Source organism: Pseudomonas sp. PICF141 (assembly GCF_002286815.1).
Taxonomy (GTDB): Bacteria; Pseudomonadota; Gammaproteobacteria; order Pseudomonadales; family Pseudomonadaceae; genus Aquipseudomonas.
The window spans coordinates 75,143-87,153 of record NZ_MUNM01000084.1 but is presented as its reverse complement, the minus strand read 5'-3'; the positions used below and the strand labels follow the sequence as shown (position 1 = coordinate 87,153).

General features: G+C 59.6%; 9 protein-coding genes and 1 tRNA gene. 1 reads left to right on the top strand and 9 read right to left on the bottom strand.

Annotated elements, in window-relative coordinates; genetic code table 11:
• Position 1: 1 nt before the first annotated feature.
• A tRNA-Leu gene (locus tag BZL43_RS25225) sits at positions 2-88 on the top strand.
• 313 nt (positions 89-401) lie between these two features.
• Here BZL43_RS25225 and BZL43_RS25220 read toward each other — a convergent pair.
• The 9 genes from BZL43_RS25220 to mutL form a co-directional block, all read right to left on the bottom strand.
• The gene (locus BZL43_RS25220) at positions 402-2,336 is read right to left on the bottom strand and encodes a methyl-accepting chemotaxis protein (RefSeq protein ID WP_095634788.1); all 1,935 of its coding nucleotides are present in this window, start codon (positions 2,334-2,336) and stop codon (positions 402-404) included.
• A gap of 149 nt (positions 2,337-2,485) precedes the next feature.
• Entirely contained in the window at positions 2,486-3,775 is a 1,290-nt protein-coding gene (locus BZL43_RS25215) for an adenylosuccinate synthase (RefSeq protein WP_007902666.1), read from the bottom strand.
• Between the two features lie 54 nt (positions 3,776-3,829).
• Complete coding sequence (locus BZL43_RS25210) at positions 3,830-5,017, bottom strand: ATP phosphoribosyltransferase regulatory subunit (protein WP_095634784.1); 1,188 nt, start codon at positions 5,015-5,017, stop codon at positions 3,830-3,832.
• Between the two features lie 315 nt (positions 5,018-5,332).
• Positions 5,333-6,202, bottom strand: coding sequence for a protease modulator HflC (gene hflC, locus BZL43_RS25205; protein ID WP_095634783.1), 870 nt, complete (start codon positions 6,200-6,202; stop codon positions 5,333-5,335).
• Entirely contained in the window at positions 6,202-7,374 is a 1,173-nt protein-coding gene (gene hflK / locus BZL43_RS25200) for an FtsH protease activity modulator HflK (protein ID WP_007902662.1), read from the bottom strand. The genes hflC and hflK overlap by 1 nt, the downstream gene beginning before the upstream one ends.
• Positions 7,375-7,470: 96 nt before the next feature.
• A complete protein-coding gene (hflX, locus tag BZL43_RS25195) occupies positions 7,471-8,772 on the bottom strand; it encodes a ribosome rescue GTPase HflX (RefSeq protein ID WP_063341742.1) in 1,302 nt (433 codons plus the stop codon).
• A 12-nt stretch (positions 8,773-8,784) separates the two neighbouring features.
• Positions 8,785-9,045 carry an RNA chaperone Hfq gene (gene hfq / locus BZL43_RS25190; protein WP_007902656.1) on the bottom strand — a complete coding sequence of 87 codons (261 nt, stop codon included), beginning with the start codon at positions 9,043-9,045 and terminating at the stop codon, positions 8,785-8,787.
• A 92-nt stretch (positions 9,046-9,137) separates the two neighbouring features.
• Positions 9,138-10,109, bottom strand: a complete 972-nt coding sequence (miaA, locus tag BZL43_RS25185; RefSeq protein WP_095634782.1) for a tRNA (adenosine(37)-N6)-dimethylallyltransferase MiaA — start codon at positions 10,107-10,109, stop codon at positions 9,138-9,140.
• Complete coding sequence (gene mutL, locus BZL43_RS25180; RefSeq protein WP_177409355.1) at positions 10,109-12,007, bottom strand: DNA mismatch repair endonuclease MutL; 1,899 nt, start codon at positions 12,005-12,007, stop codon at positions 10,109-10,111. The genes miaA and mutL overlap by 1 nt, the downstream gene beginning before the upstream one ends.
• Positions 12,008-12,011 lie beyond the last annotated feature (4 nt).

Below are 12,011 nucleotides of genomic sequence, written 5' to 3'. Positions count from 1 at the left end.
TGCCCAGATGGTGAAATTGGTAGACACGCCAGCTTCAGGTGCTGGTGACCGCAAGGTCGTGGAAGTTCGAGTCTTCTTCTGGGCACCAATTCAAATTCAAGGTCACGATCTTGAATTTCACAGAAACCCGCGAAAGCGGGTTTTTGCGTTTCTGGCGTTCGAAAACTTCATAAATGTCAGCACGGCCTCTGCAGGAGCTGCCGGGCTGCGCTCTTTTGATTTCAGCGATTTCAGTTGCGCCAACAATCAAGATCAAAAAATCGCAGCCTTCGGCAGCTCCTACGGGAGATCAAGCGTTATGCCGCCTCTTGCTAACAAAACTCTCGCACATTTCGCGAACGACACTACACCGTAGGAGCGAGGCTTGCCCGCGAAGGCGTCAGACTTGCAGACAAAAAAACCTAAGCCCGGAACTGCCCCAGGCTCGCCTTCAACTGCGCCGCCAAGCCATCCAGCACCTTGCCACTGGCCGTGGTTTCCACCACCGCCTGAGCAGCCTTCTCGGCCTGCGCATGGATGGTCTCAACCCGCCCGCGTACCGCCTGTGCACCTTGCGCCTGATGCGCCGCAGCCTGAGTCGCCAGACCGATTGCCGCATGCACCTGCTCCACCGACGCCTGCACCGACTGCTGCAACCGCGCACTGTCGCGCAATACCAGCAAACCTTCGCTGGCCTGACGCCCGGCCTGCCCGATTGCCGCAACGGCCTCACGCGCACCTTGCTGCAACGCAACGATGTGGGCCTGAATGTCGCCGGTCGAGCTTTGAGTCTTGCTCGCCAGCGCCCGCACCTCATCCGCCACCACGGCAAACCCGCGACCGGTCTCACCAGCACGCGCCGCCTCGATGGCTGCGTTCAACGCCAGCAAGTTGGTTTGCTCGGCGATCCCGTGAATCACCGTCAGCACCACTTCAATCTGCTCACTTTGCTGTGCCAGGCGTTCGATGACTTTCGCGCCCGTGTCGACCTGCCCAGCCAACGCTTCAATCAGGCTGCCGACTTTCGCCGAGGTCCGGGTGTTTTCATCCGTGGCCTGACGAATGCCCACCACCTGCTGCAAGGCGGCTTGCATGGCGTGGCTTTCAGACTGGGCTTCGTCAGCCATTTGCGACAACGCCCGCAAGCTTTCGGCCACCTCGTCGCGCTGCATACCTGCCGCCGCATCGGCGCCGGCATTGCGCAAGGTCATGGCGCCGATTTCGACGCCGGTCCGCTGGGCCACATCGCCCGCCTCCCGCACGATCGGCTGCAACTTATCCACAAAGCGATTGACCGCCGAGGCCATGTCGCCAATCTCATCCTGGCTGTTGATCTGCACACGCTTGGTCAGATCACCCTCACCCGCCGCCAGATCATCCATGGCGGCAATCAGCAGCTTCAAGCGATTGACCACGCGACGACCCAGCACCACCGCCAACAACAGCAGCACACCAAAACCTACCAGCGCCAGGCCCATGCCGATGCGCCAGCGCAAAGCCCCCGCAGCTTCCTGCACGGCCGTGGTGGTATTGGCTTTCATTTCAGTGGCGGTGGACTGCGCCGATTGCAGACGCCCGCGCATCGCCGTCGCGCTGTCAGCCGCCGCGCCTTTGAGGCTGTCACCCACCAGTTGATCACTGCTGGCGATCAGCGCCGAGAATCGCTTGTCCAGCGCCGCCACATCGGTTTCCACGGAGGCGGTCGAGACGCCCATCAACACCTTGCCGATCTCCACCCCATTGGGGTTGATCGAGGCTTCAAGGTAGTAGACCGACGGATCGTTCTTCGCCGCATCCAGCACCTTGTCCAGCGCCCGCTCGCCCTGGCCTTTTTCCAGAAGCGCCTTGTTGATCGGGTTCTCCCGGTTGAGGTAGCGCGTCAGGTGCTGGCCCGTGGCGTCGTCGTAGACCACGAACAACACATTGGGATTGCGCTGGGCACGGCGAGCGAATTCGGAAAGGGTGGGGATGTCGCTATCCCACATGGCGCGGGGTGCGACCGAGGCCAGAAGCTGCGCCATGTCGTTGGCCGAATCCTTCAGGTCCTTCTCCAGCGTCGCACGCAACTGCGCCTGCTCATCCTTCAGACGCGAAGACAGCCCGGCTGTCAGGCGCTGACGGGTACTGGTGGACAAGCTATCCAGGCTCGACGTGACTTCACGCCCTGCCTGCTCAAGTTCACCGGAGAGTTTTTGGCTGTCAGCGCCCAGCCGCACACCCAAATCAGCTTCCAGCGCAGTCACGGTGCTGCGGGTCAGAGCGACAGCCACCAGCACCTGCACCAAAAGGGCGATACCAAGGGTAACGAACACAGGCCGCAAGAGACGGCTTTGTAACAGTGAGAGAACGGCCGACACTGAAAATCCCTCTGCTTTGACGCCATCAAATTGATAGCACGTCAGAAACGATGCTTTTTCAATGTTCACAGCAAAGGTCATGCCGTTCGACAGGCATAAACGACAAAGGCCCCAATTAAGGGGCCTTTGTGTTTTACATCAACGACTTATTAAGCGAATGGGTGACGCAGAACGATGGTTTCGTTGCGGTCCGGGCCCGTCGAAATAATGTCGATCGGCGCACCGATCAGCTCTTCAACGCGCTTGATGTAAGCACGGGCGTTAGCTGGCAGCTCTTCCAGAGTTTTGGCACCCACGGTCGACTCTGTCCAGCCCAGCACTTCTTCGTACACCGGCTGCAGACCCATGTAGCTGTCAGCGTCAGTCGGGGCAACGTCCTTACCTTCTGCATCTTTGTAGCCGACGCAGATGTTGATGGTTTCCAGACCGTCGAGTACATCCAGCTTGGTCAGGCAGATGCCCGAGATACTGTTCACATCGATAGCGCGACGCAGGATAACGGCGTCAAACCAGCCACAACGACGAGCACGACCGGTAGTCGCGCCGAACTCGTGACCTTGTTTAGCCAGATGCGCACCGACTTCGTCGAACAGCTCAGTCGGGAATGGACCCGAACCTACACGTGTGGTGTAGGCCTTGGTGATACCCAGGATGTAGTCCAGGAACATAGGACCAACGCCCGAACCGGTAGCAACGCCGCCAGCGGTGGTGTTAGAGCTGGTCACGTACGGGTAGGTGCCGTGGTCGATGTCCAGCAACGAACCTTGGGCGCCTTCGAACATGATGTCTTTGCCAGCACGACGCAGGTCGTGCAGCTCGGCAGTCACGTCCAGCATCAGCGGCTTGAGCAGCTCAGCGTATTCTTTGCACTCGGCCAGGGTCTTGTCGAAGTCAATGGCTGGTTCTTTGTAGAAACCGACCAACATGAAGTTGTGGTATTCCACCAGTTCACGCAGCTTGGCTTCAAAGCGCGGCATGTTGAGCAGATCACCTACGCGCAGACCGCGACGGGCAACCTTGTCTTCGTAAGCCGGGCCGATGCCGCGACCGGTAGTACCGATCTTCAGCTCGCCACGGGCCTTTTCACGGGCCTGATCCAGCGCTACGTGGTAGGACAGGATCAGCGGGCAGGACGGGCTGATACGCAGGCGCTCGCGCACCGGTACGCCTTTCTCTTCCAGCTTGATGATTTCCCGCAGCAGGGCGTCGGGGGCAACCACCACGCCGTTACCAATCAGGCACTGCACGCCTTCGCGCAGCACGCCCGACGGGATCAGGTGCAAGACAGTTTTTTCGCCGTCGATCACCAGGGTGTGACCAGCGTTGTGGCCACCTTGGTAGCGCACTACGGCGGCAGCATGTTCGGTCAGCAGATCAACGATCTTGCCTTTGCCCTCATCACCCCATTGGGTGCCCAGGACTACGACATTCTTACCCATAACACTTGTCCTCATTCGCGCAAACTTGGTGCCGGCGGCGGCCGGCAGGAAAACTCAAGAAGCCAGCGGCAATACTTGCCAAAGCCCGTTCTGCTGAATCAATTGCCGGTCGCAGTCCGCTTCACGGGCGGCGGCCAAAAGCTGCCCAGGCAATGCCTGAACGACACGCTGACCCTCACTGCGCAACTGGCAAACCTGCTGCCAGAGTGCTGCATCCGTACTGTCAGGCATCCAGATACCGCCAGACGGTAGCTCTATGTCAGCACGCCCCAGGGTCACCAGGGTTTTCAAATCGGTAGAGAAACCGGTTGCCGGACGGGCACGACCGAAGTCAGCACCAATGTCGTCGTAACGACCGCCCTGAGCAATGGACTGGCCAACACCCGGCACGAACACGGCGAACACGACACCCGTGTGGTAGTGATAGCCGCGCAACTCGCCCAGGTCGAAATACAGCGGTAACTGCGGGAAACGCGTGGACAGACGCTCGGCAATTGCCAGCAGATCGTCCAGGGCTGCCAGCACGGGCGCCGGCGCATCGGCCAGTCGCTCGCGGGCAGCACTCAACACTTCACGACCACCACACAGATCGACCAGCGCTCGCAGCATGCCCGACAGATCGGCAGGCAAGCCTTCGGTCAAGGTAATGACCTCATCAATGGCTTTACGTTGCAACGCATCGAACAACTGTTGCTCGACTTCGCCGGACAAACCGGCGGCGCGGGCCAGCCCGCGGTAGATGCCGACATGGCCGAGGTCCATGTGCACATCCGGCACATCGGCCAGTTGCAGCATGGCCAGCATCAGGCTGATGACTTCCACGTCGCTGCTCGGACTGGCGTCGCCGTACAACTCGGCGCCCAGTTGAATGGGGCTACGCGAGGACGACAAGGCACGCGGCTGAGCATGCAGCACGCTGCCGGCATAACACAGACGGCTGGGGCCTTCGCGACGCAGGGTATGCGCATCGATGCGCGCCACTTGCGGCGTGATGTCGGCGCGGAAACCCATCTGCCGACCCGACTGCGGGTCGATGACCTTGAAGGTACGCAGATCGAGGTCCGAGCCCGCACCAGTCAGCAGGGATTCCAGGTACTCGATATGGGGAGTCACGACAAACTCGTAACCCCAGCTCTGGAACAGATCCAACACCTGGCGACGCGCTACTTCGATGCGCGCAGCTTCTGGTGGCAGTACTTCTTCGATGCCATCTGGCAGCAGCCAGCGGTCTACCGTTGCCATTACGCCATTCCCCTATGATCCGGGCGACAAGCCTTTGGGCGAGCCTTGAGTGAAGCAGAAAATGATCGGCCCATGCACACAAACCGCGCGCATGGACAACGGGGCGAAAAGCCTGAAACCGGCTTCGCCAACCACTTTCCTCGAAAAACCTGTCGAGTCATTCAACTCGGTTGCCTGCATAAACAGCAATCAAACGTGCAGACGCAAAAAAGCCGGGAATTTCCCGGCTGCCGCATCATACACACGTTTTCCCAAAGGATCACCCCGCCCGAGGTTTTAGCCGCCAGGCGGGGGATGATTCAGGTCAACGCCGTATCAAGGCTTGGCTTTCTCCAGGTAACGGAAGAAGTCGCTGCCCGGGTCCAGGACCATGACGTCGGATTTGTTCGCGAAGCTTTCACGGTAGGCGCGCAGGCTACGATAGAACGCGTAGAACTCCTGATCCTGACCGTAGGCCTTGGAGTAGATCGCAGCAGCCTGGGCATCACCGTCACCGCGAACCTCTTCAGATTCACGATAGGCTTCGGCCAGCAGTACGCGGCGTTGACGATCGGCGTCGGCACGGATGCCTTCAGCCAGCTCGTTACCCTTGGCGCGATGCTCGCGAGCCTCGCGTTCACGCTCGGTGCTCATACGTTCGAACACGCTGCGGTTCACTTCCTTCGGCAGGTCGATGGTTTTGACCCGGACGTCGACAACTTCGATGCCCAGCTCTTTTTCCGCCATCTTGTTCAGCGAACTGGTGATGTCAGCCATCAGCGCATCACGCTCACCGGACACTACTTCGTGCAGGGTACGCTTACCGAACTGGTCACGCAGGCCCGACTCCAGACGACGAGAAAGACGCTCGTCAGCAATCTGCTTGAGACCGGAAGTCGCGGTGTAGAAGCGCTCGGCATCTTTCACGCGCCACTTGGCGTAGGCATCGACCATTACGGCTTTCTTTTCCAGCGTCAGGAAACGTTGTGTCGGTGCATCCAGTGTCATCAGGCGCGCGTCGAACTTGCGCACCTTGTTCACGTAAGGCACTTTCACATGCAGGCCCGGCTGAACATCGGCCTGGACTACCCGACCGAACTGCAGCAGCACCGCGCGCTCGGTCTGAGCCACGATGTAGAAGCAGTTCCAGGCAACGATCGCCACCACGACGCCGACAATAAGGGCGATCAGCGATTTATTGCTCATCAGCGACTCTCCCTGGTACGTGCCTGCTGTTGCTGCAGATCAGCTGCCGCACGCGCATTCACTTCATTGCTGCTGGCTGCCGCACCCGTCACCGGAGCGCCAGGGCTGCGACCACTGTCAATCATCTTGTCCAGCGGCAAGTACAGCAGATTGTTCTGGCCATCCTTGTTGCCGGTCACGAGAACCTTGCTGGTGTTGCTGAAGATTTCCTGCATGGTGTCCAGATACAGACGCTGGCGGGTGACTTCAGGAGCCTTGCGATACTCGGCTACCAGTTTGGTGAAGCGATCAGCCTCACCCTTGGCACGGGAAACGGTCTCGTCGCGGTAACCGTTGGCATCCTCGAGGATGCGCTGGGCCTGACCACGGGCTTCCGGTACTACACCGTTGGCGTAGGTTTCAGCCTGGTTTCGCGAACGCTGCTCGTCTTCACGAGCACGGATCACGTCATCGAAGGCTTCCTGGACTTCACGCGGTGCAGCTGCGCTCTGTACGTTGACCTGGGTAACGGTGATACCGGTGCGGTAAGTATCGAGGAAACGTTGCAGACGCTCCTTGATTTCGCTGGCCATCAACTCACGACCTTCGGTCAACACCTGGTCCATGGCGGTAGAACCCACCACATGACGCAAGGCACTGTCGGTCGCATGCTGCAGGCTGATTTCCGGCTGATCGACGTTCAGCACGAAGTCTTGCAGGTTGCTGATCTTGTACTGCACGGTCAGCGGCACTTCGACGATATTTTCGTCTTCAGTCAGCATTTGACCCTGCTTGGTATAGGCACGCTCGCGCGTGACGTTTTCCATGTACTTGCGATCGATCGGCGGGAAATAGATGTTCAGGCCCGGGCCGACGGTTTCATAGTATTTGCCGAAGCGCAGCACTACGGCTTGCTCCTGTTCGTCGACCACATAGACAGCGCTGTACAGCCACACAGCCGCCAGCACGACCAGGCCGATGCCGAGCAGGCCGCCGAAGCCGCCGCTCTTGCCCGGGCGACCGCCCTCGTCACCGCGTTTTTTACCACCACCGAACAACCCGTTCAGGCTTTCCTGCAGCTTTCGGAAGGCCTCGTCGAGATCCGGTGGTCCCTTGCGGTCGCCGTTATTGCGGCGCTTGCCACCCCAAGGATCCTGATTATTCGAGTTGCCACCCGGCTCATTCCAAGCCATAGCGCTCTCCATCTGATAAAGCAAAGACGCACCCACGGCGCGCCGACCAATGCTACAGAATGCCTGTCACCGCGGCACAACCGCTTTCTCAGGCTTTTATTGCAAAGTGTGTTGCTCGATGAATTCCATCGGTTGCAGACCTTCGCGGCTCACGAGTCGATTCAGTTCGATCCGTGGCAAGCGAACGGCCAGCAAGCTGATGCCTTCTTCGTCGTGTTCTTCTTTTTGCACCGCACCCAGTTCGAAAAACTGCGCACGCAGTCGAGCAAAACGTTGCGGCAAGCGCAAGGTGCCAACAAACAAATCACTGCCCAACAGTTCGGCCACGGCCTGCTTGAGCAGGTCAAGACCGGTACCGTCCTTGGCCGACAACCAGACCCGCTGCGGTTTGCCATCGGCATCGCGCTGGATCTGCGGCTCAACACCTTCGAGCAAATCGAGTTTGTTGTATACCTCAAGGATCGGCAAGTCTTGCGCCCCAATCTCCCCGAGTACCACCATGACCTGTTCGATCTGGGCCATCCGTTCAGGCTCATGCGCATCGATCACATGCAGCAGCAGGTCGGAGTTACTCGACTCTTCGAGCGTAGCCCGAAATGCCTCGACCAGTTTGTGCGGCAGGTGGCGGATGAAGCCCACGGTGTCTGCCAGCACGATCGGCCCGAGGTCGTCGAGTTCGAGCCTGCGCAAGGTCGGGTCGAGGGTAGCGAACAGCTGGTCGGCGGCGAAGACGTCGGAATCGGTGACCGAGTTGAACAGCGTCGATTTGCCGGCGTTGGTGTAACCCACCAGTGAAACCGTCGGAATATCAGCACGTTTGCGCCCGCGACGAGATTGCTCGCGCTGGCTGCGGACCTTTTCCAGGCGCCCCTTGATTTGGCGCAGGCGAATCCGCAACAGACGCCGGTCGGTTTCCAGCTGGGTTTCACCCGGGCCGCGCAGACCGATACCGCCCTTCTGCCGCTCAAGGTGAGTCCAGCCACGAACCAGCCGCGTACTCATGTGTTCAAGCTGGGCCAGTTCAACCTGGAGCTTGCCTTCATGGGTGCGGGCGCGTTGGGCAAAGATATCGAGAATCAAACCCGTGCGGTCAATCACGCGGCACTCGAAAATACGTTCGAGGTTACGTTCCTGACTGGGCGTGAGGATGTGATTGAAAATCACCAGATCGACCTGTTCGGCACTGACCAGGTCGCGTAACTCTTCGACCTTGCCGCTGCTGATCAGGGTTTTGGCGGTTGGCCGATGACGCGGCACGTTAAAAAACGCGACGGTCTCGGCGCCAGCCGAAATTGCCAACTCCTGAAACTCCTGCGGATCTTCGCGCGCCTCAGGGTCCTGACCATCCAAGTGAACGAGAATTGCCCGCTCACCACCACCGTGGCGCTCAAAGAACAAAGGAGACTCCTATCAGGCGTTACCTGGCTCAGCGTCACCTGCTTCGGATTCGGTTGCGCTGGGCAGACGAATTGGACGAACCGGCACCACTGTAGAGATAGCGTGTTTGTAAACCATTTGGCTAACGGTGTTTTTCAGCAGGATAACGAACTGGTCGAAAGACTCGATCGTGCCTTGCAGTTTGATCCCGTTGACCAGGTAGATGGAAACCCCCACTTTTTCTTTACGTAAAGTATTCAAGTAAGGGTCTTGTAGCGAATGCCCTTTTGACATGTGCCGCACTCCTTTAAGGATTCTATAAAAAATAGGTAAACAGATGGCTTGGGGCCGTCACACCCCCAAGGATAGACGGCAATTGCAAGGACTCAGCTCAATATGGAGATGGTCCCAAGGTATTTCAAGGCGCGTGGCAGATTGTCGCAATCGAGGCTGTCCAGCCAGTGTAGATCAGCCCAACTGCGTAGCCAGGTGAACTGGCGCTTTGCCAATTGGCGCGTGGCAATGATTCCACGCTCCTGCATCTCGGCTTGCGTCAGCTTGCCATCCAGGTAATCCCAGACTTGTCGATAACCTACAGCACGTATAGACGGCATCCCCGAATGAAGGTCACCTCTATCTCGCAGGGCTACGACCTCGTCGATGAATCCCTGTTCCAACATATTTGTGAATCTTTGTTTAATGCGCTCGTGCAGTACCTGGCGATTTGCCGGGGCGATAGCCAAGTTCGCGACAGTATAGGGCAATTGTTGCAGTCCCGAAGCGGCTGCTTCAGTACTTTGCGCAGATTGTCGCAAGCGCAGCTCAGTCATGCTCTGACCACTGACGCGATAAACTTCCAGTGCGCGACTGAGGCGCTGTGGATCGTTCGGATGAATTCGCGCGGCCGATTGCGGATCGATCACCGCCAATTGATCGTGCAAGGCTTGCCAGCCAAGGCGTGCAGCCTCTTCTTCAATTTGCGCGCGCACTTGCGGATCGGCCGCCGGCATGTCGGCCAGACCTTCAAGCAAAGCCTTGTAATAGAGCATTGTCCCGCCTACCAGCAGCGGAATTTTGCCCCGCGCGGTGATCTCGGCCATGGCCTGGAGCGCATCTCGACGAAAATCAGCAGCCGAATAGCTGTCGGCCGGGTCCAGAATATCGATCAATCGATGGGGAAATTCGGCCAATAACTCTTTCGACGGTTTGGCGGTGCCAATGTCCATGCCACGGTAAACCAGCGCCGAATCGACGCTGATCAGCTCGCAGGGCAAAACCTTGGTGAGCTCGATGGCCAGGTCGGTCTTGCCGGCAGCCGTCGGGCCCATCAGGAAAATCGCAGGAGGAAACTGGCTCATCAACGACCGCGCAAAAACAGTTTGTCCAGATCGTCCAGGCCCAATTGGGTCCAGGTCGGTCGGCCATGGTTGCATTGACCGCTGCGTTCGGTGTTTTCCATGTCCCGCAGCAGACCGTTCATTTCCGCCACGGCCAGGCGCCGATTCGCGCGAACCGCGCCGTGGCAGGCCATGGTGCCAAGCAATTCGTTCAGGTGGGCCTGAATCCGGTCGCTGGTGCCGTATTCCATCAAATCCGCCAGAACGTCGCTGACCAGCCGATTGGCTTCTGCCTGTTTCAACAAGGCGGGAATTTGCCGGATGGCCAGGGTTTCCGGGCCCAGACGCTGCAATTCAAAGCCCAGTCGCTGGAACCAGGCGACGTGTTCCTCAGCGCAATCGGCTTCGCGCTGACTGAGGGCCAGAGATTCGGGCACCAACAGCGGCTGACCGCTCAGGCCTTCGCTGGCCATGGCGATTTTCAGGCGTTCGTACATGATCCGCTCATGGGCGGCATGCATGTCCACCAGCACCAGGCCCTGGGCGTTTTCCGAAAGAATATAGATGCCCTTGAGTTGCGCCAATGCGTAACCCAACGGTGGAACGTCGTCCTGCCCGGCTGGCAGCGCGACCGCGTTGGCCTCGGGCAACGGCGCGAAGAATTCACGGTAGGCCGCTTGAGCTTCGGCGACGGGCACGCCGGATTGAGGCCGCGGCGAGTACTGATATTGATAACCGGCGCCAGCGCCGGAGCCAGCCGGCGTATTGAACGACGGTTGGGCCTGGGGCTGTTCCAGCAGCGCATTGGCCGCCAGACGCATTTCGCCCTGGGGGCCGAACTCACCGGCGTCGAGCCCGGTGGGCCGCACCATCGCGGTCGCGACAGGCGCGGCCAAATGGTCATCCGGACGCACATCGCCGAGGGCGCGGTGCAAAGTGCCATAGAGGAAATCGTGAACCATGCGTCCGTCACGAAAGCGTACTTCGTGCTTGGTCGGGTGCACGTTGACGTCGACGCCCGCCGGATCGACTTCGAAAAACAGCACGAACGTGGGGTGCCGACCGTTGAACAGCACGTCGCGATAAGCCTGGCGCACCGCGTGGGCCACCAGTTTGTCGCGCACGGCGCGGCCATTGACGAAGAAATACTGCAAGTCCGCCTGGCTGCGGTTGAAGGTCGGCAACCCGACCCAGCCCCACAAATGCAGGCCATTGCGCTCGATTTCGATCGGCAGCGCCTGCTCCAGAAAACCCGCCCCGCAGATCGCCGCCACACGTCGGGCGCGGGCCGCGTCATCATGAGCTTCGTGCAGGCTGAGGATGGTTTTGCCGTTGTGGCGCAGATGGAACGCCACGTCGAACCGCGCCAGCGCCAGACGCTTGATCACTTCTTGCAGGTGATCGAACTCGGTTTTTTCGGTCTTGAGAAATTTGCGGCGCGCCGGGGTATTGAAGAACAAGTCGCGCACTTCCACCGAAGTGCCCACCGGATGGGCCGCCGGTTGCACGCGCGGCGCCATGTCCCGGCCTTCGGTTTCCACTTGCCAGGCCTGATCGGCATCGCGCGTGCGGGATGTCAGGGTCAGGCGCGCCACGGAGCTGATGGAAGCCAACGCCTCACCCCGAAACCCCAGGCTCATCACCTGCTCGAGGTCTTCCAGATTACGAATCTTGCTGGTGGCGTGACGGGCCAGGGCCAGGGGCAGGTCATCGGCGGAAATGCCGCTACCATCGTCGCGAACCCGCAGCAGCTTGACGCCGCCCTGCTCCACATCGACATCAATGCGCTTGGCACCGGAGTCGAGGCTGTTCTCCAGCAGCTCCTTGATCACCGAGGCCGGGCGCTCAACCACTTCACCGGCGGCAATCTGGTTCGCCAGCCGCGGGCTGAGCAGCTCGATGCGTGCAGCGTTGGTCAGCACC

What these genes read in the sequence shown, in the direction of transcription:
- BZL43_RS25215 (WP_007902666.1), bottom strand. Translation starts at nt 3,775, where the DNA reads ATGGGTAAGAATGTCGTAGTCCTGGGCACCCAATGGGGTGATGAGGGC.
- BZL43_RS25210 (WP_095634784.1), bottom strand. Translation starts at nt 5,017, where the DNA reads ATGGCAACGGTAGACCGCTGGCTGCTGCCAGATGGCATCGAAGAAGTA.
- hflC (WP_095634783.1), bottom strand. Translation starts at nt 6,202, where the DNA reads ATGAGCAATAAATCGCTGATCGCCCTTATTGTCGGCGTCGTGGTGGCG.
- hflK (WP_007902662.1), bottom strand. Translation starts at nt 7,374, where the DNA reads ATGGCTTGGAATGAGCCGGGTGGCAACTCGAATAATCAGGATCCTTGG.
- hfq (WP_007902656.1), bottom strand. Translation starts at nt 9,045, where the DNA reads ATGTCAAAAGGGCATTCGCTACAAGACCCTTACTTGAATACTTTACGT.
- miaA (WP_095634782.1), bottom strand. Translation starts at nt 10,109, where the DNA reads ATGAGCCAGTTTCCTCCTGCGATTTTCCTGATGGGCCCGACGGCTGCC.